General features: G+C 34.2%; 19 protein-coding genes and 1 pseudogene. 5 read left to right on the forward strand and 15 right to left on the reverse strand.

Translation table 11 applies throughout. The features are described 5' to 3' along the window. Positions 1–138 precede the first annotated feature (138 nt). The 4 genes from ACO05S_RS04940 to ACO05S_RS04955 all read left to right on the forward strand — a co-directional run bounded on the left by ACO05S_RS04940 (position 139) and on the right by ACO05S_RS04955 (position 2,410). A complete protein-coding gene (locus ACO05S_RS04940) occupies positions 139–384 on the forward strand; it encodes a hypothetical protein (RefSeq protein WP_421920420.1) in 246 nt (81 codons plus the stop codon). Between the two features lie 369 nt (positions 385–753). Continuing rightward, complete coding sequence (locus ACO05S_RS04945; RefSeq protein WP_421920421.1) at positions 754–1,914, forward strand: hypothetical protein; 1,161 nt, start codon at positions 754–756, stop codon at positions 1,912–1,914. Positions 1,915–1,929: 15 nt separating this feature from the next. Further along, positions 1,930–2,091, forward strand: coding sequence for a hypothetical protein (locus ACO05S_RS04950; protein ID WP_421920422.1), 162 nt, complete (start codon positions 1,930–1,932; stop codon positions 2,089–2,091). Positions 2,092–2,119: 28 nt separating this feature from the next. Next, positions 2,120–2,410, forward strand: a complete 291-nt coding sequence (locus ACO05S_RS04955; RefSeq protein WP_421920423.1) for a hypothetical protein — start codon at positions 2,120–2,122, stop codon at positions 2,408–2,410. 3 nt (positions 2,411–2,413) lie between these two features. On the opposite strand, the gene ACO05S_RS04960 is transcribed toward ACO05S_RS04955, so the two are convergent. The 7 genes and pseudogenes from ACO05S_RS04960 to ACO05S_RS04990 form a co-directional block, all read right to left on the reverse strand. Next, positions 2,414–2,818, reverse strand: coding sequence for a hypothetical protein (locus tag ACO05S_RS04960; RefSeq protein ID WP_421920424.1), 405 nt, complete (start codon positions 2,816–2,818; stop codon positions 2,414–2,416). 94 nt (positions 2,819–2,912) lie between these two features. Next, entirely contained in the window at positions 2,913–3,188 is a 276-nt protein-coding gene (locus ACO05S_RS04965; RefSeq protein WP_421920425.1) for a hypothetical protein, read from the reverse strand. Between the two features lie 82 nt (positions 3,189–3,270). Further along, positions 3,271–4,005: pseudogene (locus tag ACO05S_RS04970) on the reverse strand (ParA family protein). A gap of 64 nt (positions 4,006–4,069) precedes the next feature. Then, complete coding sequence (locus tag ACO05S_RS04975; protein WP_421920426.1) at positions 4,070–5,458, reverse strand: DUF5712 family protein; 1,389 nt, start codon at positions 5,456–5,458, stop codon at positions 4,070–4,072. Further along, positions 5,445–6,026: a BfmA/BtgA family mobilization protein gene (locus ACO05S_RS04980; RefSeq protein WP_421920427.1), complete on the reverse strand. Its 582-nt coding sequence runs from the start codon at positions 6,024–6,026 to the stop codon at positions 5,445–5,447. The genes ACO05S_RS04975 and ACO05S_RS04980 overlap by 14 nt, the downstream gene beginning before the upstream one ends. A gap of 158 nt (positions 6,027–6,184) precedes the next feature. Next, on the reverse strand, positions 6,185–8,443 hold the full coding sequence (locus tag ACO05S_RS04985; RefSeq protein WP_421920428.1) for a hypothetical protein: 2,259 nt from the start codon (positions 8,441–8,443) through the stop codon (positions 6,185–6,187). Between the two features lie 4 nt (positions 8,444–8,447). Further along, a complete protein-coding gene (locus tag ACO05S_RS04990; RefSeq protein WP_421920429.1) occupies positions 8,448–8,705 on the reverse strand; it encodes a hypothetical protein in 258 nt (85 codons plus the stop codon). A gap of 158 nt (positions 8,706–8,863) precedes the next feature. Here ACO05S_RS04990 and ACO05S_RS04995 point away from each other — a divergent pair, with 158 nt between their 5' ends. Next, positions 8,864–9,793 (forward strand): helix-turn-helix domain-containing protein, encoded by a 930-nt coding sequence (locus tag ACO05S_RS04995; RefSeq protein ID WP_421920430.1) that lies wholly within the window; start codon positions 8,864–8,866, stop codon positions 9,791–9,793. A 1,048-nt stretch (positions 9,794–10,841) separates the two neighbouring features. On the opposite strand, the gene ACO05S_RS05000 is transcribed toward ACO05S_RS04995, so the two are convergent. The 8 genes from ACO05S_RS05000 to ACO05S_RS05035 form a co-directional block, all read right to left on the reverse strand. Beyond that, a complete protein-coding gene (locus ACO05S_RS05000) occupies positions 10,842–12,293 on the reverse strand; it encodes a PKD-like family lipoprotein (protein WP_421920431.1) in 1,452 nt (483 codons plus the stop codon). A 9-nt stretch (positions 12,294–12,302) separates the two neighbouring features. Then, complete coding sequence (locus tag ACO05S_RS05005; protein WP_421920432.1) at positions 12,303–13,076, reverse strand: DUF4843 domain-containing protein; 774 nt, start codon at positions 13,074–13,076, stop codon at positions 12,303–12,305. 12 nt (positions 13,077–13,088) lie between these two features. Further along, positions 13,089–14,579 carry a RagB/SusD family nutrient uptake outer membrane protein gene (locus ACO05S_RS05010; RefSeq protein WP_421920433.1) on the reverse strand — a complete coding sequence of 497 codons (1,491 nt, stop codon included), beginning with the start codon at positions 14,577–14,579 and terminating at the stop codon, positions 13,089–13,091. 104 nt (positions 14,580–14,683) lie between these two features. Then, positions 14,684–18,115 carry a SusC/RagA family TonB-linked outer membrane protein gene (locus ACO05S_RS05015; protein WP_421920434.1) on the reverse strand — a complete coding sequence of 1,144 codons (3,432 nt, stop codon included), beginning with the start codon at positions 18,113–18,115 and terminating at the stop codon, positions 14,684–14,686. 195 nt (positions 18,116–18,310) lie between these two features. Further along, positions 18,311–18,577, reverse strand: coding sequence for a DUF4974 domain-containing protein (locus ACO05S_RS05020; RefSeq protein WP_421920435.1), 267 nt, complete (start codon positions 18,575–18,577; stop codon positions 18,311–18,313). Positions 18,578–18,914: 337 nt separating this feature from the next. Beyond that, positions 18,915–20,093 carry a FecR family protein gene (locus ACO05S_RS05025; protein WP_421920436.1) on the reverse strand — a complete coding sequence of 393 codons (1,179 nt, stop codon included), beginning with the start codon at positions 20,091–20,093 and terminating at the stop codon, positions 18,915–18,917. Positions 20,094–20,755: 662 nt separating this feature from the next. Continuing rightward, entirely contained in the window at positions 20,756–21,289 is a 534-nt protein-coding gene (locus ACO05S_RS05030) for an RNA polymerase sigma-70 factor (protein WP_421920437.1), read from the reverse strand. A gap of 884 nt (positions 21,290–22,173) precedes the next feature. Further along, positions 22,174–23,748 (reverse strand): beta-N-acetylhexosaminidase, encoded by a 1,575-nt coding sequence (locus ACO05S_RS05035; RefSeq protein WP_421920438.1) that lies wholly within the window; start codon positions 23,746–23,748, stop codon positions 22,174–22,176. Positions 23,749–23,770: the final 22 nt, after the last annotated feature.

Here is a 23,770-nt window from a genome sequence, read left to right on the forward strand (position 1 = left end):
CTGAATAAATAATATCAGTAATATTATGAATTTACATTCAACATTGATTAGCTTTATACTATGATGTGCTCATTGAACACTCCATGTAATTAAAAAAACCATTCTTTTGGATTAGACTTACTCCTAAATTTTACATTCATGAAATCCAACCAAATCCTACGACGCGACAACACTCTAACCGAAGAGGTAAAAGCAATTAAAACAACCAACTTTAATGGCATTGAATTCTCGTATGAAGAAGTTTATTACCTGGATTACGATGTTGATGAAAATACCGGGATGATTAACAAGGAGAAATTGGCAAAATTCTATAAAAGCTCACAAGTACAACAAAACACAAAAGCCATGAAATCGGCTTATGAAGTAGCTAAAAGAAAAGCTTAACATTTCTTGTATTACAAATTCATCAAATATTACTCGATAATATAAGTAATACCGACAATAACATTAATATCGAAAACATCAGTAATTTCAGGCATTGTAAATATATCCATATTGGAAATAATTCAATTTTAAATATCTTTACATTAGAAAATAGATAAGAAATAATATTGCGTTACTGAAGTTTCTCTGTAGATAAAACGACCAATTTTAAAGAACAAGAGAGATGGACGGGTGAACGCACCAGGATATGGTGTGTTCTCTTGTTTCGTTGTACTTGTTCAAGGTGCTTGGTCGTACCTATCTACGGTATAATGGAATAGAGGACATGCCTCTTTTTATTTTTGGTGGCGTACGTAAAGGCCACCACCTATGAAATTAAACCCTGCAAGAAGCCACGAAAAGCTATCTCACTTATCAGAAGAACAAATAGAAGAACTCTGTCTACGATATGAAACTGGTGAAACAAACAAAAGCTTAATCAAAGAGTATAATATTGACATTTATGTTTCTGGATTAAATAAGCTTTTACCTTTAAAAATTACAAAAGAAAAATGCATTTACTGTAAGAAACCATTATGGGCACAAAGATGCAAACCTAATTCTTATGCCAACGTTGCCTTTTGTTACGAATGTGGTCATAATAACACAAGGTATTGTACTTGCGACAATTGCACCGAAACCAAGAGATTACAACAAGAAAAAAGAGTTCAAAATATCTTTAATTTAATTAAAAACAGGTTTGGAAGTGGTGAAAACAAGCGTTCTATTACCGAATTAAGCGATACAGAATTAATTTATTTATCATGTTTTGTAAGGTCTGCAGATACTGAAAGTAGCTATAATAATATCAGCTTTCACAACAGCTCATTTAAGTTATCTCCAAATCGTTTTTTCGATAATGAAATTATTCATTTTCTTATTGATGCTTCATTAATATTTATGGTATCCCTACCACAGCATTATAACGAAATAATTAAAACAGATTCAGATCTGGATAAATTGGAATTATTTGCTTGTCATTATTCACTAAATATCAACGACCAACAACTAAATAAAGATGAAATTTTCAAATCATTTTACTATCCAAAACAGAATAATGTTTCAGAAGAAACTCTGAGGAAAATATGGATAAATATTGCAAAACATGAATGCCTGGAGTACGTAATTACCATGGTTGAAGATATCAATATTAATTATTGGTTCACAGTAAAACATCTTGAGCACATTGAAGAAATTCTGTGTAATTTTTCAGTAAGTCAATTTTACTGCATGTATTATAGTTGTTTAAAATCAGCAACCTATAATCAAATTAAGAACCACTGGAGTAACCGAGAAACGTTACACAAAAGTGTAGTTTTTGCATTAAACCAGGCTGAAAGTGCAATTAATAACGGTTGGGAAATCCGGAAATACAATAGAAATACAGAACGCTCCACATTTAGTGATATTTTCTTTAACTTATTCTTGAAAATTGACAAATCCGGATTTTACGAATGCCCTACAACTTATCAAATTACAGACCAGTATTAGATTAATATGACCATCATGATAACCAAACAGGAATACGAAAATGCATTGGAAAGAATTGAAGAATTACTTCCATTAATAAATGAAGAAATGCCACTTTCACATCCTTTAGTAGTAGAAATGGATAAGGCCTGTGACATTGTTGTTGAATATGAAGAAATTCATTTTCCGATTGAATAGAATTGTACAATAAAACAAACAACTGAAAATGAAAAAAGGAAAAGATTATATTTTGATTCCTGAAATTCCCAATGAGGATCAGGAACCATTTCAGAAATGGCTTTGGGGAAAGACCAGACCTATAATTGAAGAAGAGGGGATTAACTCTATGAATTGCTGTTATAAATTAGACTATGAGAGGTGGAAATCATTTCACAAAACTCAAGAATATGGTTCTAAGAATATTCTCTGTGATGGTGCAAATACCTCCTCTCATGTAAAAGGGGATAATACTGACAAGGAAATTAATAACGGAGATTCAATTGAAGAAGTAAAGTAGTATTTAAAGCTGCGAGAGCTCTCTTGTATCAACAAAATCAACCATCTCTAACATGCTCTGCAAAGACTCAAATGATGTAATATTTAATGTTTTTCTGTATAATACTCCATCATCGATAAAACCTGCAGCCGATTCTGAAAGTAAAAAACTATTATTTTCCCTCTTTTGATAAAGATCTACTTCAATAATTTGAAGATAAGATCCTTTGTAAAAGAAGGAATCATCAGACCTTTCAAAGAATATTACCAACTCGTAATCGCTATCTGGATTTAAATCTTTTAATATTCGATAGAACTTAACCTGAGTTGGATAGTTCGCATTTGATTGCTCAACATATGTAAATCCTAAAGTATTGAATTTTTCTTGTAATTCTTCACTTTGATAGTCATTGAATTGATAATTGCTCATATTTTGAAAGTTTGGTTTATACAAATTTTACATCTTATTATGGGACTCCAACCGTTTTCTCAAATAAGTTTTCAACAAAAAATTCAATTAAGCTCTATTCCTTATTTTTATTGAAATCCGTGTATTTATCCAAAATCATTTCCAATTCTTCTTTCGACCTTGAAGCATAATACAATTCTAATGCATTCTTCAAAACCGCCTTAATTTGCTTTCTTTCCCACCAGGCGATAGCTTTAAGTTTTTCATGTTGATTCTTATCAATTACAAATGTTGCTCTATGACTTTCAGTCAATTGTTTTGAAATAGGTTCTTTTATATTTTTTTGACCTCCTAAAATCCCATCCAGGCCCGAGCTTAAATCCTTTGCCATATTACTATAATTTTTAGTTACCCGATAGTATGATATTACCGAATAATACGAGAAATAAAATATTATTAAATAATAATTGTATTTACAAAATCAGTTCTTTTGAAAGATCCAAATAATCAGAAGCACCATTTGATTCAGGACTGTATGTGAATATATCCTGTCCATGAATTGGAGCTTCGGCCAAAGCAATATTATTTCTTATCTGCGTTTTAAAAAGTTTTGCACCAAAATGCTCACTTATAGTGGCTTTTACATCTCGATTCAATATTTTTCTATTATCAAATTGAGTCAGTAAGACACCACATAATTTTAGATTTGGATTCAATCTTGATGTTATTTTCTTTTCCACCTCTATCAATTTCCCAACACCTTTTAATGCCAAAAAATGAGCTTGCAATGGAATTAAGTATTCGTCCGCTGCTACTAAAGCATTAATGGTTAGCAATCCCATTGATGGTGGACAGTCAAGAAGAATAAAATCAAAGTCATCTGCAATTTGAGAAAGCAGTTCCTTCAGAATAAATTCTCGACCAGGTTCTGAAGCGAGCTCTAAATCTACAGCAGCCAAATCAACACAAGCTGGAATGACATACAAATTCTCTTTTACTTGAATCAACTCAAGTTTGGCATTTCCTCTTAAGGCATCATAAATTGACACTTTAAATTCACTTACTCCTTAAGATTGAGTTAGGTTAGCCTGAGGATCTAAATCACACAAGAGAATCTTTTTGTTTTGGATAGCCAAAGCTGCTCCTAAATTAACTGTTGTAGTGGTCTTAGAGACACCTCCTTTATGATTTGAAATAGCAATAATCATATTACATGTATTTTTTATATTACTTATATTCTCGATTAATCCGATATTATTTACTCACATAAGATTAGCTGTATAATCTTTTTCGTTTTTTCTTCTTCTTAAAGAATAGGTCATCATCATCAGATGGAGATTCATTAACACTTCCCAATATTCCTTTTATGGAATTAAATACTGGCGTTATAAAATCGCTTTGTGAAAATGAAGAATAAACAGGCTCTCTATTATCAGCACCATCTAACTGGAGAACAAATAAGTTTAGATCTTCGCCAATATCTATTCCTTGTTTTAGTGAATAATTTAATCGGTTTAAACCTCTTAGTACACTACCATTAAAACCTCTTTGCTTCGCTGCATCTATTAATTTCAATGGATCAAGTCTAATGTATCTTTCTGGCTTTTTAGAATTCAACATTTGTACGTAGTTTAACAACCTGTCCTCCTTTATAGAATTTGGTAATTCTTTGTAAGGCTTATTTAAAAAATCAACGTAATTAAGAACAAAACCGGTTACATCTCTTTCAAGTGCTCTTCCCTGTTTTATTCTTTGATTTAGATTTAAAAGAGACCTGTGAATATCTCCGTTCCAGTTGAGCTGCTTTGCTTTATCCAAAATTTGATTCTTATCAAGAGGATACCTTTCTTCTTTATAACCAAATTGAATAAAATTGATCAGCTTTAATAACTTTTTCTCTTTTTCAGCATCAGTTAGCTGATAGTACTTTTTATTAGAAATTCTTTTAGATTCTGATGTCGCAATATGATTATATTTTACATTAGAATCTCCATTTTTAATTTCGTCTTGATATTTATAAGTTTGCTCTTCTGGACGATTGTATTGAAACATTTCATCAAACAATTTCTCACAACCGATAATGAATCGTTCTCTATTAAACCCACCTCTTACTGCACCCGACTTTGTAGATCGATGATTGGTTTTCGGTGATAATTTCAGTTTATTATCCACCGATTTTCTCCCCACTATAAAATGAACATGAGTGTTTAACTCTGGCTTGATATCTCCAACTTTGTTTTTCCCCTCAATTACCTCCTGATCTGTTCCTTTATAATATCTATTGTCTTCTAACTTTCCGAACCAATTGATATTATCAATGGTTAAGCCTTCCTTACTAAAATTGGCTGCATAAAGCTTAAATACTTCACGGACGTAATTCTTAATTTTTGCTTTATCGTTATTGAGAAAAGCCAGTTCTTCTTGTGAGAAGTTAATTGAACCCGAGTAAAACTTTGCATCATTTTTCCCTAGCCCTTTTTTACGAGAATCAATTTCTGTTTTTACAACATGACCAGGCACCATATCGTTCCGTTGATTAAAAAAGAACTCTTTATCTATCCCTTTATCTTGATCTTCTTTTTCCAGGTACGTAACCATTGGAGAGCAACTAGAAGTGTTCGTCGCCGATCCACTGGGGCTATCAAATTTAATAACTGCCATATTTCTCAATTATTTGTTTACAATGCTCCATATCCTCTTTTCGATACGACACTGTACCTCGATTCATAATTAACTGAGAAATTGCCATGACAACAATCGACAACTTCTCTAATTTTTTTTCAGTATTTTTTCTTTCGCTATCTTCAATCTTTTTCCGATCAATAGAAAACTGCAATTGCTTATTGACACCATCACGAAGACTATTTATTACCCCACTTAATTTTTCTCCTAGTTCAACATAGGCTTTATTGTAATCTTTTCGGCTCAATGATTGACCAATCATATCTCCAAGTCTACGCTCCAGAATTATCATGTCATTTAGGATAGGATCAAGCTTCTTCTCTTCTTGTGTTCTGATAAAACGAACCACCTGGTCGACTCTTTTGGTAAGTTTTTTAATCTCTTCGGAAGGAGATAAATATGGCTCCAGTGGACTTATTCCTGATTTAGAAAAGTAGTCAATACACGCATTGATAAAATCTACTTGTGAGACTCCATTTTTCTTAGCTAGCTTTTTAAGCATATCTCTCTGTGGTAATCCAATATTAGTTGTAGTTAATGAACTCATAATATATTGTCACATTAAAATTATTACTGATTTACTGTAGGTTATGAAGTTTTCAATATCACAACAAGCACCTTGTAATACATAGCTCCTTTTTCACATCAGTGAGAACCAACTCTTTACAGAATGTACAAGTCTAAAAACAGGACTTTGTCCCGTTTCTACTTGCTTTTCTTAACTTCAATATTTCCTTTCTTCTGAATTATATAATACTCCCTAGAATTCGATCTATGATCCTTACCATTCTTCGCTGGATTAAATGCATAATTTCGGAGTTCGCAATACAATTTCAATTTTACTTTTGATTCCCTACTTCCTATCTCCTTCCCATTCGATTCAGAAACATAATTTTCAAAGGAGGCCTCAAATTCTACTCTATAAATGCGTTCTCCAAATTCGTATAATTCGAAAAATTCATCTGCCCACTCCAAAAAGTCTTCTCCAATTTTATCCTTCATAAGTTTAATTTTAACATCAGGGACCTTTGCTTCAATTAGTCCATATTCTAGATAAGTCTTGAGGCATTGCATCATTAAGTTGTAAAACTTATTTCGCTGAGCATATGGTTCTTGATTAGAAAAAAAATCATAACCAAATTCTGAAGCAGGCGTTATTCTTTTATGATCATAGTAATCTGAAAAATAAATCCCAAAGGCTCTCCGATCCTTTGACTTATGAGATAAATCAAAGAAATCATTCGTAGACAGATAAAATTTAATTGACTGATCTTCTGGAAGAATTCTCGCATCATGATAACGATTTCTTAAGTTAAAGCGACCAGTTATTTTTGCAAACAAATCTTCGAGATTGAATCCTTTAGGCACATCATCTATAACAATAAGTCTTGTTTTATCTGTTACCCGGCTAAAACCAGTATCCTTCTTAACAAGTTGTTTATCTTTTCCATCAAATTCTTCTGTTGAAATCATACGACTTAAAGCCGTACCTAAAATGGATTTCCCTGTTCCTCCATCAGCTCGCTTAGAAAACAAACTACTATAATCGAATGCAATAACAGCTCGACTCTTACTTTTCACTAGGTAAGTATGAAAAAGATACCCTAAAGCAGTAATCTTTGAAATCATATGTAGATTCTCTTCAGTTATCATATCTACAGTTTTATAACTTTCAGCATGATATATACTACTTGTATTTTTCAGATATCTTAGAAAATCACAACTATTATCCATAATGTTGATATGAAATCCTGATGGGCTTTTACTGATTTGATAATAATCTTTTTCTATGATGGGGAGAAAGGGAATCTCATGATTTCTCCAAATATAATTTTGAAAATTATCCAACTTATAATCTTGGATTTGATCTTTTGTTACTTTTAAGAATTTACCCTTAAACAAAAATATCTGAGAATGAGGAAAGCCATTATCAAACTCCAACTCCCTCTTTGAATCAATCAAGCTGACAAGTTTTTTATCTGAAAATGATCGTAAACCATTAATAACTACATCTAAGATATCTTCATTTCCATATTCTTTACTGACAATACGAAGTAACTTTTGTACGAATCCTATTGAAATCTCTTCAATCCATGGATTATTAATCTTGATTAGCGTTGGTTTATTGTCATTAAACCTATATTCAAAAATCCCATTAGAGGTAAGAAACTTTGAGATTCGACCTGGTAAAAACTTATATCTTATCTCATTATTTTTAAGTTTCTTTACTGACCAAAACTCATGTTCTTTTTTTAAAACAATATGGTTTGAAAATAAAAATGCCTTATCAATCAAAGAGTCATAATCACTACTTGTATAATGCCTAAAATAATCTGTAACACTTGAGGCTGCAACCTTAGAATATGCATTTTTATTGAACAGTAAATCATTTGGGAGAAGAATCTGCTTGATAAAATCATACTTATTCCATAACTTTTCAACCTCACTTTTAGCATTTTTATCTGACCCAAAACTCACATATAATTCCTTCGACTTAAATATCAATTCGCTAATAATTTCTTCAGGTATTTCTGATAAGTCACATTCAAAACAAATAGCATGATAACCTGATTTTTGCAAATTGATAACATCTCTTTCATCTGAAGTAATTATTAATTCCTTAACTTTTCTGTTAGATCTGAAGTTATAACCAAAAGAAGAAAACTGATTATTACTGAAACAGTGGTAAATTCCTTTTTGAGGTATAATCACCTTCATTAAAGTATCATTATTGATAATTCCATATATGAAATTGTCCTCTGTTGCAGTATGATCGGAATAATAAGAAAGAGAGCAAATGTTATATCTCCTAAGGTCATCTTCAGTTATTCCTTTTCCCCAATATTCTAATTCTGATATAGTAAAATCCTTTACTTCGTATAAACGACCATTCGATCGACTCCTATTTTCTATTGACGAGCATCTTGATTCATCATTATCCAAACTATTTCGATCAAACTGCATACTATTATAGATTTAGATAATCACTCAAAGCTTTCTCAGATATTTTACCATCAGGTCTTAATTTTATTAATCCTTTGTATATCAGCTTCTGTAATGTATTGTAACTAATCTCTAATCTTTTAGCTGCCTCTTTTTTTGTGAAAAATAAAATCTCCTTTTCTTTAACCAGTTTGATTCGGTCATATTTTTCCAAGCTATCAAGGATCAAGTTTTCCAGTTCAATTGGAGTAAGTTGGACAAGTTTCACTTCTTTTAAATCCATATCAGTATTATTTTATAACTTTGAATATTTTAAAAATTCATGCAGAAATATGAAATGTTTTTATTTCTGTGTCATATTTTTATGACACAATTTTAAATATTATTTCTTCTTTCTCAAAAGATTTTTTGACATTTGTTATAAAATTCCGAAAGTTCACTATGAATCAAACCTTAAAACTAATTGAGCAACAGTTAATTAAATTAGGCATATCAAAAAAGGATTTAGCCAGTGAATTAGGCCTATCAAGAGGAGGTCTATATACAATGCTATCGAACTTTGATAATATCAAGCTTAGTTCACTGATGAAACTTAGTGAAGTAATTCAAATTGATACGAGCGATTTACTTTTGGTTCATAACTATAATCCAACTTATGCATTTACTCAGATCTCAAAAGCATCTAAAAAATTAAAACTTAATGAAGTTGAATTAGCTGGCTACCTCGGTACATCAATAGATAATACTACCCAATTCAAGAAAAATAAATCCATAGAATACGAATACACCGAACGCTTTTCTAGACAGACAGAAATACCTCTCGAATTTTTCCTTGAATCTAAAAGTAAGAAAGAGATAGATGTAGAATTATTTATTAAAAATCAAGACTTATTTCTCAATAACGATATCTTAAAAAATTTCTTCGATTACCTTCCTAGGTTTCAAGTAAAACTGTGTTCAATTATAAATGAGAATGTCGAAAAAATTAAAATTCACAATCAACAAAACACATTTTACATTGAAGAGTTGGGGCAAGAGTTAAATGGAACCATAGCAAGTGTCCAAGTTTCAATTTTAATAAAGGGGAATAAAAAACCTATTGTTATTGCATCAAATTTACCAACCAATCCATTTCATATTCTGCATTTCACTCAAGAAATATTTTCGGAAGTTATAAAACAATTTCTTAACGAATACACTTGCAGTCAGGTTGTGTGGGTTTGCAACTATTCAGGAATAGTAGAAAACCAATCTACATATCTAGTAAAGTTTGAAGAAAATTTCAAGAATCCAGAATTCTTTCAAATATATGATTCTGTTCGCAAATTCTCAATAATTAATAAAAGTGAACTGCAGGAATTTTTAAGATGAAAATGATTTAATTAGACTTGTTTTGAACTATATTTAGACTTTATTTTTTATTGAGTATGAGATAATTAAATATAAAAAGGCTAAAAGTCTAAAAATTATTGAATAAAATATGGAAAAAGAAATTAACAAAAATAATTGTTTCACAATTGATTTACATTAATTATATTAACATACTGAAAACCAGTGAAATTATATAGAGGAATAAGGAGACCCTGCAGCTCCACGAGACGATAGTCAAATTAAATCAAATCCGCTCAAAACGCGTAGTTTTGGCGGATTTTTTATATTCAAATTCAATCGAAAAACAAGACATCTTAAAGTGAACTTATATATTCGATTTAATCTTTACTAAAAATCCTGACTAAAGGGGAAAACATTTATTCCTGAATATGAAAGTAAATTGTTATCCTGGTAGGGATGTGAGTCTTTACAATCAACCAACTACTTCCGGAGTAGCATTTTTAATGAAGAGTAAGTATTATAACGTGAGTTCGACGTAAAATTCTATCCACAGAAAGTTATATTTGCGATAGATTTGCATTAAAAATTTGGAAAGAATAGCGGGCTATTTTGAGGAATTTTTAATGTGAAGATGTCGTAAAGAGAACTTTCCATTATGTGCTTGCCTGCTTTCGGCATAAGTTTCCTCAAATCTTCTTGAAATATCCCGATATTCCTGCGAATATTTGAGAAAATTTCTACTCAAAATCAGTGCAAACTGTGAACGAATTTTACCTCGAACTCACGTTATTATAATGCTCACTCTTTTTGACCGTTTAAGGTTCGGGTAGTATAGCCCAAACTGCTTGGGCAGTATGACCCGAACTATTTGGGTAGTGTAGCTCTTTTTTTTCATCACGTAAACTACAATTTAAAGTATCGGCAGGGCTATCCAAATCCACTTTTACTGACTTGCTATTTTACAAGAAGAGGAACACCAAATGGTGCTCCTCTTGTATTTATCCGCTTATAAATTAGGCATCTACATAGCTGTAATATACTAATATACAATTACCTTTATCGCTAGCAGTGCCTGCTTTATGATATTTTATGCATAAGGATTATAATCCTCTTTGAACTTTAATTTTTTAACTTTAGAATCTGTTGTATATGTCTCCGTTATTGTATTTCCGTTATTTACATCGTAGAAAATAACTTTAGAACCATTTCCTTCGTCCAATACAATTCCTAATATGCTACCGTCTCGGCTTACAGCCATATCTTTGATATCTCCTTCAACTGTTAAATGATCATACTCAAAAGCTTCAGTTATCGTATTGAATCGATGAAGACTGTTTCCTTTTGATAAATACACAAATGGAAGGGCAGGATTACATGTATAAACAGAATTGTCATCGAGTTTTCCATCTTCAACTGCTAATTCCAATTCGGCTGTAAATCCACTATAACCCAATGCGAATTTTTGGATAAAGAATGCCCCAGCATCATCTTTTAACACAGCGTAGTTTCGATTTCCACTACTCAAAGAACGAAATGCATCATTGCCAATCCAAATACAATCTTTTTGCAGATTTTCAGGGTCAAATGGAGCACCCGCAGACGCCGTAACTTCTGCGATTGAATATACATCGGGAGACCAGCCTCTTTTTCCATACGTGATATACCTGCGGTTTTTCGAATCGAAAAAGATAATGTTATCGTATCTGGCTTCAGCAGCCACACCAGTAGCATAATAATCGCCGGCAGCAGGTGTTTCCCACCATGCCTCGTCATCAATTACATAACCACCTTTCCCATAAATTTTACCGCCTGCAATAAATGTGGGAACAGATCTAGCCAGGTTGGCAATTATGCTATTTGTAAAAGGTAATTCTACCTGATCCAAACCATGGAACCTCTCCTGAACCGAAGCATTTAATTTCATGGAAAATGCATCAAAAAATCCGCCTCCATTTTCTGTTAAAATAAACATGCTGCTAAAAGGAGTATATGTGCTCCAATAGAATCCAATATTTAATGGTTTCCCATCAAAACTTACCTCTGAGATATTTGTAAAAACATCGGTGTAATAGGTATTGGTTATTTGGGAAATGAAATCCAGTTCTGCTTTTCCATTTTTCTCTTTTAACAATGCCCATCCAGTTGAAAATGGTGTGTCAATAGAGAGGTCAATCATTTTATCTGACTTAACTCCATTCTTGTTATCGACAACAGTAAAAAACAAATCCTGCTTCCCAGGTTGGAAATTAATTAGTACATCCAGGTCACGACTGGTACTAATCGTATCCATATAGAAATCTCTATTTTCATCCTCCAATTTTATTGCCCAGACATAGGACATATCTGCATCAGTTAAGTTGGTACTGATATCCCCGGGAATTACCAAACGTTCTCCAATAATACCCTGAGCTTCATCAGGTATTTGAGATAGGTCCATTTCTGGAAGATCGATATAGTCATAGTTGCCTTCGTCATCCAAACATGACGAAAGGGCTACCATAAGCACCATTGTATATATAAGATATTTTAATGTCTTCATAGTTTTCAATTAATAGTTAAAAGTTTCAGAAATTAAATCACCATTCTCGTCGTAATACAGGCCTCCCGAATCGGTTTCTAACCAATTTTTAAATCCATAAATATGTGCCCATACAATTTCACTAGGATTGTAGTTATAACCACCAATATAGTCGTTATAGCTATCTGATTTGTATTCAATAAGCGGATCGGAACCATCGGTTACACCCCTGTACTGCAGCCACAAAATGGCTTTTTTCTGAGTAAATGGCCCTATAGTTGGATAACCATTATAAAGCTCATATAACCACCAATCTGGTTCAGCAAAATAGTCGTTGTAAGTTATTTTAACAACTGTACTTACACCAGGTGTAAAATTATCACTTGAAATCAGCTCTAAACCAAGCTGATAATCAGTATCCTTCATATCTGCGGTTTTTATCAAGTTGACTGATATTGAACCTTCCGTAGAGTTAGCAGGAATTACCTGTGAAGAAGCATCAATGCTAAAATGTGTCCCTTCAACCGCCGTAGTCAATGAATCCACCACTTTGATTGAGAATAAACGATCGGTTGAAGTCATGTTGCCAAGTGCCATTACGGGTATCTCTAATGTTTTTTCATTGACCGATTCGTCCTCGAATAAGAAAGTAAATGAAGTTTGTAACACTTCTCCAGACTCTCTTGTCTCCCATCCTTGAATATAAATGTAATCTTGTTCTCCGTAGGTCATAATGTCATTTTCAGTACATGAAATGGCACCAAGGATGAACAGTATCAGGAATAATATATTTTTTATTTTCATTGTAATTAAGTTTTAGTTAGGTATATTTCCAAATTCCAATTCATTATCTGGCAGAGGAAAGATAAAACTCTCGGCTGTTGTTGTAACAGAATGATCATTGTTCATTGCAGGAATTGTTGTAAACCCTAGGCGTTTGTACAAATACATAAGTTGTCCTTCCATATAAGTCTCTTTACGGAATTCCTTCACAATAATATCAAGTAATTCACTCTCTGACAAGCCATTTAAATCATCTTCTATGATTACCTGACGTTGTTCCATTAAACCTTTAATATAAGCTACTGCTTTTGTCTTATCCGTAAAAAGTGAAGCCTCGGCAGCAATGAGCATCATTTCTGAGATTCGAATCAGAGGTACTGTTTTGTAATTCATGAAGTTAAGAGACGATGTACTCTCTGCAGGTTGTTCATATTTTGTGGAAATTGTTAATTCTCCATTCTCATTTTCTTTAAATAGGTATAAGAATCTTATGTCATTGATTCCGGGTCCTGAAGTTGGTTTTTGCCACCAATAAGCAGGAGGAACGGAAACTTCAAATGCATATCCCGCATAATTTGTTGTACCATTACCTGCATGGTATTGGTTATTATCAGGTCCGAACCAGGTACTGTAAAGGCTTTCCAATTTTGTCACATTCAAGGCAGAAACTACTTCATCAAAAAATAACATGTCCTTGTACCTTAAGTCTGGTTCATTTAAGTTTTCAACATTAACCCATTTCCAATCGTACTCATTAATTAACTTTTCTGCATAGATCAGTGCATTGGAACGATCGCCTTTGTTTATGTATACCCTTGCTTTTAATGCCAGTACTGCATAATAATTCATTCGGTATTTTCTATTGTAACTTCCCAGTAGGTTGCCATCGTAAACATGCCCCACAATAGGATCCACCTCAGCTAAAATTGCTTCAGCTTGGTCCAGATCGGCGAAAATATTTTCGTAAACCTTGTCAGCGGTTAAATGCTGATATCTTACGCGTTCGAATGTTTTTACATAAGGAATTTGAGGTTCTTCTCCAGCATTTTGGTAGGCATCGCCAAACATACGTAATAAGTCAAAATGCAAATATGCACGTATAGCTAATGCTTCTGCTTTAATGATTTTATAGTCAGTATCTGCAAACAGGTTGGCTTTGTCATCAATATTGTCTAAAATGATATTGTTGTTGACAATTACATTGTACATGCCTTTCCAAATTTTTGCAATGGTTTGTTTTGTTTCTGGGTTGTCGAATTCTAAACTTCCAAACCCCCAGCCCCAGGTATTATTAATGTTTTGAGCAACTTGTTCAACACCGCCATAAATAAGATGATGCCCATATAAATTATCATCAGTCATATTGATATATACACCGTTCAGGGTTTCATTAAAACCATCGGCGCTGGATATCTGGTCAACAAGATCAATCTCTGTGACCGGTTGTACATCTAACCATTCGTCGCACGCAATGAATGCTTGAGATAGAAGTACTAATGTTATAATTAATATCTTGTTTTTCATGTGTATATTTTTATTATTCTTATTCTTATTCAGAACCACTTTCCTAAATAGTCTTTTCGCTTGAGCGTAAGAAATATTCTGGTTTGTATTCATCATTCGAATGATTAAAAGTTAGCACGTAAAGAAACAGTAAATGAACGAGCATAAGGATAGTCAAATCCACGCTCTCTGCGTACTGTCGACCAATAGAACAGATCACCCATATTGGCAGTCAACCTTAGTGACTCCATTCCCAGCCCTTTAAAATATTTCTTCGGAACATTGTAATTGATATTTACAGAACTAAGGGTTAGCAAATTAAAATCTTCCACAAAACGTGAACTAAGCGGTGTGGTTTCATCTCTAAATCCATATTCAGTGTTATAATTTGATTTAAACTTCACAACATCTCCTGGTTGTTTCCAGGTTTCTTCAAGTACCCTGCGGTCTACATTCCACCTTTTATCAGAATTCTCAATTTTGCTTACCAATGTATAATTATATCGCTGTCCACCAAATTCATACCCAAAGCGAACATCAACATCAAAATTACCATATTCAAAGGTTGTTCCGAAGGTACCCCTTAAGTCAGGGTCTTTGTTACCTACAATTACTTTATCTGTTGGATCCCAAACAAATGTAGTATTCCCATCTTTGTCAAGAAATGCTTCCTGTCCTGTCATCGGATCTATTCCTAAGGAACGAACTGCCCAGATTGCATTTTTCGGCGTTCCTTCCTGATACCTTATCCGGAACTGATGAGAAAGCATTTTTTGCCTATCCCCGCTAGTATCACTAATAGCATCATCAACAGAAAGTCCACCTCTATCGCTAATTTGGTTATATGCTTCCAATGAGTTACTAATGGCTAAAATTTTAGTTCGGCTTTGTGCACCATTGGCATGGATTGTCCACCTCATGCCGTTTTTATTAATAAGATTAGCTCGAAGTGCTAATTCAAAACCTTTATTTTCCATCTCCCCTATATTTTCAGAGAAAGAATCAAACCCTAATGAAGGAGGTGTGGTAACAGGAATTACCATATCGACGGTCTTCTTAACATAGTAGTTAGCTGTTGCACTGAAATTGTTGTTGAAAAGTTTAAACTCAATTCCCAAATCAGTAGATTCGGTGGTTTGCCATTTCAAATTCTCATTTCCAAGTGCAATCAGGTGCGTTCCCAATGCCCTCAAGTACCTTTTGTCGGTATAATAGGTTACCGCATCTTTGGCCTGATAGGAACTGAAATTCGTAGATCCAGTCTGACCATAAGTTGCTTTAAGCCTTAAATGGTTAATCACGTCATTTCCTTTAAGGAACTTTTCGTTATGAATATTCCAACCGATACCTGTACTAAAGAATCCTGCTGTTTTGTCCTTGGAACCAAATTGTGACGAACCGTCCATACGGTAGGTGAAGTCGGCAATATATCTTTCTTTATATGAATAACCAAATAAACCTAAAACACCCGCTAAACGGTTTCTTCCCTCCAATGATACCGGAAGGTTTCCATCACCATGACCCGCAGCATAAGCAGGGTCGGCTTGGTTTTTTGCGGCAAAACCCTGCGCTTTGAAACCTAAAGTACGGTAGGTATCTTCAGTTGCATTAAAAGCAATTGAAGCATTAACAAAATGACCATTAAAATCCTTCATAAAGCTTAATGATGTGTTTGCATAATACCGTTCGGTGGTTGAATGATTGTATTCGTATTCGCCTTTTTCATCGATATCATATCCTTCCCAATAATAGTATGATTGTGGAGATCTAAACCATTCCGTTTTACCTGTATTATAGGTATACGACAAGTTTGACCTTAAGGTGAATGATGGACTTATTCTCCATTCCAAACCAAAGTTATTGTTAATATCGGTATACTTTGATTCATCGATATTTCCAATGCCTGCCTCAAATATTGGATTGTAGTCGTTCCTGAAGTTTCTGGTTACTTTATCAAATCCATCATAGTAAGTGTACCTTTCAATAACATTTCCATTTTCATCATGAACAGGGAAATAAGGTTGCATTCTTGAATAAACACCGAAACTTCCGTATGGAGATTCTTCCGAAATGGTTTTATCCACCGCCAACCTATTCCTAAAAATAAGTTTGTCGCTAGCATTATAGGATAATGTTAAGGCAATTCCCTGGTTTTTACGGGACGATTTTTTCATTACTCCCGGACGATCCTGATAATTTACATCCAGCATATAACGCATGCGGTCATCGCCTCCCATCAGGTTCAATGAATGTTTTTGACCAACTGCATTTCTTAATGGTTGGGATATCCAATCGGTGTCCACACCTTTTTGCACCAAATTATTGATTTCGTTAGACGACCATCTTTTGGCATTAATATAATTCCAGATACCTAATTCATTTTGTACTTCAAATAGTTCTTCAGCATTTAAAAGGTTGTAGGTTCTCAGGTCAGGAAAATTAAAGTCACCACTTACATTGTAGCTTACCTTTAACTCACCTGATTCAGGTTGTTTTGTTTTAATAACAACCACACCATTTGCTGCACGTGAACCATAGATTGCCGTAGCTGCAGCATCTTTGAGGAAAGTTACCGATTCAACCCTGTTAATATCAAGGTCAAAAACTTTTTCCAGAGTTGTTTGGAAATCATCAAGCATAAAAATAGGCAAGTTTGGATCACCAGCAAGATTTACTCTTCCTATACTCTCAACTCCTGGAGTTGAGAATACAGCCTCACCACGAAGTCGAATTTCTGGCAAAGCATTAGGATTCGATCCAAGTTCATTGTTTTCCATAATGTTGAATGATGGATCCAATACACTCAAACTTTTTATGATGTTATCGGTTCCAACTGATCTGATTTCTTCAGCTTTGTAAGTTGAGGCTGTTCCTGTAAAACTTTCGGCTCTCCTTTGTACAATACCAGTTACAACTACCTCTTCAACTGTTTCCATGGAAGACTCCATTGTTACATTAAGTCCCGTCTGACCAGTATATACTACCTCCTTGGTATTCATACCAACAAATGAGAACACCAAAGTAGTTCCTTCCTCAACAGAAATTTTGAATATTCCATCTATATCGGTTATTGTACCACTATAAGATCCTTTAATAATTACTGATACACCAGGTAGAGGCTCTCCCTCTTTGTCGGTTACTTTTCCTTTGATGGATTTTTGTTGTTGTCCATCTACCGGAACAGTTATTGGTTCTATATAAGAAACAATTACCAGATCATCTTCTGTAGTATATTCTAATGGCAAGTCTTTAAGAAGTGTATTTAAACACTCTTCTAGAGTTACAGACTGCAAATCTACAGACACTTTGTATCCTTCTACATCATCAAATGAGAATACAAAATCGTAATTAGACAACTCCTCTACTTTTTCCAATGCTTCGGAAAGTTTAACCTCCTGCAATTTTAAATTAGAGATAATCATTTGTGAGTTTACACTTGCGTAGGTGGTAATCAAACTCATCAATAGAATCATTTTCAGCACAGCAAGTCTCATCAGCCACTGTCGGTTTTTCTCCTTGTCTCCCAAAGGATAAAAGAGGGTTAAGTTTTTTTTCATAGATTTGTAATAAATATTAAACAATTGCTCATTGCTTCAACAATGAGCGGTTATTTGAGGGGTAGCTCCAACTATCCCTTTTATCTTTTTAGTGAATGAATAGGTTTGTTAACAAGGAACTACAGCTCCAACTATAGCTTCTTCATTTGTTCATTCATAACTCAAACTAGTCCATCCATCTTTTAATTTTTATGCTTATTTGCGACTAAGGCCAGCAACAAGTATAATATTTCCATATATTTCTATTGAGATTCTGCCAGTCTGCTCCAACCTGCTAACAATATTATTAAATTCCAGATCACCATCGGATCGCATTTTAAACCGGTAATCTTTTGCTCTCTGGTTCTGACAGAACACTATAAAATCGCACCACCATTCAAGCTTCAATAGAATATCTTCCAATCGTTCTTTCTGGAAATAGAAATATCCATTTCGCCAAGCAATGTATTTGTTTACATCCACCTTTGATACGGCAAAATTTGTGAGTTTACACTTTCGTCGGTGACAATCAAACTCATTAATAAAATCATTTCAGCACAGCAAGTCTCATCAGCCACTTTCGGTTTTTCTCCCTGTCACAAAAAAGATAAAAGAAGGTTAGGTTTTTTTTCATAAATTTGTATTGAATATTAAACAATTGCTCATTGCTCCAACAATGAACGGTTATTTGAGGGATAGCTCCAACTATCCCTTTTATCTTTTGTGAATAAATAAGTTTGTTAACAAGGAACTACAGCTCCAACTATAGCTTCTTCATTTGTATTCATAACTCCAAACTAATCCATCCATCTTTTAATTTTTATGCTTTTTTGCGACTAACGTCAGCAACAACTATAATATTTCCATTTATTTCTATTGAGATTCTGCCAGTCTGCTCCAACCTGCTAACGATACTCTTAAATTCCAGATCACGATCGGCTCGCATTTTAAACCTATAATCTTTAACCCCCTGGTTCTGATAGAACACTTTAAAATCGTACCACCGTTCAAGCTTCAATAGAATATCTTCCAATCGTTCTTTCTGGAAATAGAAATAACCATTTCGCCAGGCAATGTATTTGTTTACATCCACCTTTGACACGGTAAAATTATCTCCTTCCACTATCTGATTGGCGTTCTCACCAGGCTTTAAAAGAATTTCCTTTGAATGCTTTTGATTTAAGGCAACACTTCCCTCAACCAGGGTAATATTCAATTCTTCATTCGGATAAGAACACACATTAAATTCCGTTCCCAACACTTTGGTATATACTCCATTTGTTTTCACGATAAACGGATGGTCGGGCTTTGATTTGACTTCGAAGTAGGCCTCTCCGGTTAGCTCAACAAGTCTCTGTTTTTTATCGAACTGCACAGGATACTTCAATGTCGATTCAGAATTTATAAAAACTTTGGTTCCATCAGACAATAAAATTTGATACTCACCTAAACGTGGCACCTCCAAGATATTGTATTGTTTTGCAAGCTCTGCTTGAGACAAGGCAAGTGCCTCACCTGTATATTGCAACATATTGCACGAATCTGTCTTAATTTTAACACCAGATCGATCGGCTATGATTCGGCTTTCACCATCTTCCAATTTATACTCTGCGCCCGAAGAGGTAATTAAAACAGCTCGTGCATTTCCTTTTTCGATGTTCACCTCTTGTGCCATTTGATCTGAATCATCAACTGTATACACAAAAGTCAAGAGTGTTGAAACAGATGCTACCAACACAATACTTGCAGCAGCCATCCACCTTCCAAGCATATGCTTTTTCCTGTTTAGCTTAGATTCGAACTTGCTCCATTCCAAATTTGTTTTCGGGGCATTGATTTTTTCCAGTTTAAGTCCTGCCTGTTTGTATTTCCTTAATTCCTCGTACAAATCCAACATTTCTTTATTGTCTTGATACTCGTTCAAGAAATCATCTAAGTTCTCCCTTGGAGACCGAAGCACTTGAATTACTACTTCTATTTTATCCTGATCGTAGTTCATTTATATATCAATAATTTGGGTTTTATAACGAAATTGAAAATAACCTAAACTGAAAAAGTGTCAACTTCAATTTTCAGTAAAAATCTTTAAACTCTATAATCAACTCATTTTTGTCCTTTTCACTTTCTTTACTTCATTAAAGCATCAACAAATCCATACTCAAAATTCAATATTGATTTAGCGCCAGATTCTTGATTCTCTTTAATCTTGCTCATCCATTTTTAGCCTGATTACAGTATTTACACAAGAAGATTTGCAGATGGGTGAATGAAAATATAAAAAAAAGTGATTTTTATTTGTAAGAAATGAGAATTGGGATGGAATTCGTGTAACTATGGGTTAATTTTCATACAAAAAAACGATTCGGATTAAAAATACCAAACTCAGAAAGCCCTAATTCAAACACAGAACTAGTGTAAAGAATGCTAATTCCCCGAACTAATTTTTTGACCTATTTTCCTTTCTACTGCGTTAAGCTTTTTCGCCGTAGCTACGGCTATGCCTGTAAACCTTGCCTTGTAAAAAGAAAAATATTTTCAAAAACTTTAATTCGTTTTATTAACACTCTTCACACTAGTCATTTTTATTTAAAACAAATACACAAAGTTGGTAAGTAAAATTTATGTGCATTCGTGCATATTTTCCGATCAATTCTTATACAATTAGACTTTTCTTAAATAGAAAAAAAGCAGCAATGAGTCTTTGTCCAGATCGTTTCTTAATCGTTTTAAAGAATTCTTTACATGAGTCTTAATGGTATTTACCGAAAGGTTTAAGTCTTTAGCAGCCTCTTTGTAGCTAAGATTTTCGATAAAGCATTTGGTAAACACTTTACGCCCTTGTTCAGGCAACTGTTCTATGGCCTTCATAATATCTGCCATAATCAAATCATAGTCCTTGTATTCATCACTTTCTTCCAGAAATTGCTTGGCTCTATCAAGGTATTTTTGTTCCACATCTTGTTTCCTCAAGTGATTTATACACTTGTTTTTTACAACCCGGTACAGAAATGATAATAGAGAATAAGAAATATCCAATTTATTTCTTCTGTTCCAGATCTCTTCGTAGGAGTCGTTCACCAGATCTTTTGCCAATTCATTATCGTTTACAATGCTATAGGCATAATAATACAAACTGTTGTAGTTTTCCTTAAACAGTTGCTCAAAGTTATTTCTATTTAGCTGAAATCTAGACAAAGGGGCAAATGGTTAGTTTTAGAAATATCAAAATAAAAAGAAAAATCTGAAATGGTTGAATGAGATTGTTTATTTTTTGAGCCTAATTATAAAATTTGATGGATATTCTATAAATGCTCACCCAAATTAAGAATCTAAACCCACAACCGTAACTGGATGTAAAAACCTGAGCTTTTTACGTTAATGCCTGAGCTTTTAACATTAAAACGTGAACCTGGAACGTTAAAAGCTGAGGTTTTAATGCTACAAGCTTAAGTTTTGATGTTTTTTGCTGTCCTTTTAGCTAAGAAAAGCATGGTATTGCATTAAAAGATGAGCTATTAACGTTCAAAGTTCAGGTAGAAACGTTCAAACCTTAGCTTTGAACGTACAAACATCAGTTTTGAACGTAGACACATCAGCTTTTAGCATAGAAAGTTCAGGTTTTATTATTAAAAGCACAAGCAATCACATTAATAAGTCTGTTGATGATATTAAAACCTGAATTGAGAAGCTTAAAAGTTGAAGTGTTAATGATCGCATAGTCCTGTGTAAAGAATAAAACTTGATTAACGTGAGTTCGACGTAAAATTCTATCCACAGAAAGTTATATTTGCGATAGATTTGCATTAAAAATTTGGAAAGAATAGCGAGCTATTTTGAGGAATTTTTAATTTGAAGATGTCGCAAAGAGAACTTTCCATTATGTGTTTGCCTGCTTTAGGCATAAATTTCCTCAAAATCAGATCAAACTGTGAACGAATTTTACGTCGAACTCACGTTATTATAATGCTCACTCTTTTTGACCGTTTAAGATTCGGGTAGTATGACCCGAACTGCTTGGGCAGTATGGCCCGAACTGCTTGGGCAGTATGACCCGAACTACTTGGGCAGTATGACCCGAACTATTTGGGTGGTGTATCTGCCCAGGGCACCAATTTAGATTGATAGTAATTAATCTCTTGAATTTCGAATCTTGTTTTTTGTTTTCCCAAACGAACTTTGTACTCTTCCCATGAATTGCTTTTATCAGTTGACCAGCCCAATTCTGCATAACCCAATAAACGCGGAAAAATCAGATATTCAATATCGTCCATGCATTCAATGGTTTCCGACCAGAGAGGAGCTTCAATACCAATGATATCTTTTTTGTCGATCCCTTCAATATTTCCTTCCAAAGTCCAGTCGTAAGCTTTGTCAACTTCCAAATAACCTGCCCAATGAAGCCCTAGCGGTGAAATTGAATCATACTGCATATCCATATAAGCGCGAGCTGCAGGCGACATCAATATTTTAAGGTTTTGCTTTACTGCTTTTATGGCATTGTCTGGTTTTGTTTGCCAAAACTGAGCAATGGTAGTTTCGTATAATTCGGCTGCAGCAATATCGGCCCAACCCATCACTTTTTTATTGTGAGCGTGAACAATCTTCTGAACCCTTTCTATAAATCTGATGTAATCTTTCTTTTGGGTTGCATGCGATTCGTCGCCACCAATATGAATGTACTCGCCTGGCGTTAAAGCTGCCAATTCACGAATCACATCATCAATAAATTTGTAAGTAATTTCTTTGTTGGTTGCCAAAGAGCTGAAACCAACCTTTGTTCCTGTATATGGCTTACGAGCTTTCCCATCGGCATTTAATTCGGCATAAGCCACCAAAGCCGCATTGGTATGACCCGGCATATCAATTTCGGGGACTACCGTAATAAATCGATCTGCTGCATATTGTACAATCCTTTGGTATTGTTCTTGGGTATAAAAGCCTCCTTCTCCGCCCCCTACTTCGGTTTTTCCTCCTATTTCGGTAAGCTTAGGCCAAGATTTAATCTCAATTCTCCATCCTTGGTCATCCGTCAGGTGCAAATGCAAAACATTCATTTTATAAGCTGCCAGATAATCGATGTATTGCTTCACTTCATCAACATCGAAAAAATGACGAACCACATCCAGCATCGCACCTCGATATGCATATTGGGGATAATCTTCGATTGTACCGCTAGCAATTAGCCAAGGGCCTTTCTGCTTTTCTTGTGCTTCAATTTTAGCTGGCAACAACTGACGAATAGTTTGAATTCCACGGAACAGGCCCTCCGCATTGAATGCCTGTAACGAAATTTTACGAGCATCAATCATTAAGCTGTACCCCTCTTTGCCCAAGTTTTTAAATTTATCGTCGAGAATTAAAGAGATGCCTCGGCTTCCCAACGGTGTTTTGAGTTCCTTGATTTTGGGATGAAAACCAGTTGCCGGCTGAATCATTTCAGCCAAATGATTGGCAACTTTCTTTGCTTCCTCATTTCCTGTTTGGATGTGAATTTGAGTATACCTTGTCCACTCGAAAGAGCTACCAGCAGCTTTAAGCTTTGCAGGTTTCGGAATCAGATTTTCTTTGGCTAAATCCATAGGAATGGGTTCTTTGCAAGACGTATACACCAATCCTATAAATAGTGCAAACATCAATGGTTTTATTTGAATCATAGAGCTGCGTTTTACTTTGTTT

This window comes from Marinifilum sp. (assembly GCF_965230805.1).
GTDB lineage: Bacteria > Bacteroidota > Bacteroidia > Bacteroidales > Marinifilaceae > Marinifilum.

What these genes read in the sequence shown, in the direction of transcription:
- ACO05S_RS05005 (WP_421920432.1), bottom strand. Translation starts at nt 13,076, where the DNA reads ATGAAAATAAAAAATATATTATTCCTGATACTGTTCATCCTTGGTGCC.
- ACO05S_RS04965 (WP_421920425.1), bottom strand. Translation starts at nt 3,188, where the DNA reads ATGGCAAAGGATTTAAGCTCGGGCCTGGATGGGATTTTAGGAGGTCAA.
- ACO05S_RS05000 (WP_421920431.1), bottom strand. Translation starts at nt 12,293, where the DNA reads ATGAAGACATTAAAATATCTTATATATACAATGGTGCTTATGGTAGCC.
- ACO05S_RS04990 (WP_421920429.1), bottom strand. Translation starts at nt 8,705, where the DNA reads ATGGATTTAAAAGAAGTGAAACTTGTCCAACTTACTCCAATTGAACTG.
- ACO05S_RS05010 (WP_421920433.1), bottom strand. Translation starts at nt 14,579, where the DNA reads ATGAAAAACAAGATATTAATTATAACATTAGTACTTCTATCTCAAGCA.
- ACO05S_RS04980 (WP_421920427.1), bottom strand. Translation starts at nt 6,026, where the DNA reads ATGAGTTCATTAACTACAACTAATATTGGATTACCACAGAGAGATATG.
- ACO05S_RS04955 (WP_421920423.1), top strand. Translation starts at nt 2,120, where the DNA reads ATGAAAAAAGGAAAAGATTATATTTTGATTCCTGAAATTCCCAATGAG.
- ACO05S_RS05015 (WP_421920434.1), bottom strand. Translation starts at nt 18,115, where the DNA reads ATGAAAAAAAACTTAACCCTCTTTTATCCTTTGGGAGACAAGGAGAAA.
- ACO05S_RS05035 (WP_421920438.1), bottom strand. Translation starts at nt 23,748, where the DNA reads ATGATTCAAATAAAACCATTGATGTTTGCACTATTTATAGGATTGGTG.
- ACO05S_RS04985 (WP_421920428.1), bottom strand. Translation starts at nt 8,443, where the DNA reads ATGCAGTTTGATCGAAATAGTTTGGATAATGATGAATCAAGATGCTCG.
- ACO05S_RS05025 (WP_421920436.1), bottom strand. Translation starts at nt 20,093, where the DNA reads ATGAACTACGATCAGGATAAAATAGAAGTAGTAATTCAAGTGCTTCGG.
- ACO05S_RS04945 (WP_421920421.1), top strand. Translation starts at nt 754, where the DNA reads ATGAAATTAAACCCTGCAAGAAGCCACGAAAAGCTATCTCACTTATCA.
- ACO05S_RS04960 (WP_421920424.1), bottom strand. Translation starts at nt 2,818, where the DNA reads ATGAGCAATTATCAATTCAATGACTATCAAAGTGAAGAATTACAAGAA.
- ACO05S_RS04940 (WP_421920420.1), top strand. Translation starts at nt 139, where the DNA reads ATGAAATCCAACCAAATCCTACGACGCGACAACACTCTAACCGAAGAG.
- ACO05S_RS04950 (WP_421920422.1), top strand. Translation starts at nt 1,930, where the DNA reads ATGATAACCAAACAGGAATACGAAAATGCATTGGAAAGAATTGAAGAA.
- ACO05S_RS04975 (WP_421920426.1), bottom strand. Translation starts at nt 5,458, where the DNA reads ATGGCAGTTATTAAATTTGATAGCCCCAGTGGATCGGCGACGAACACT.
- ACO05S_RS04995 (WP_421920430.1), top strand. Translation starts at nt 8,864, where the DNA reads ATGAATCAAACCTTAAAACTAATTGAGCAACAGTTAATTAAATTAGGC.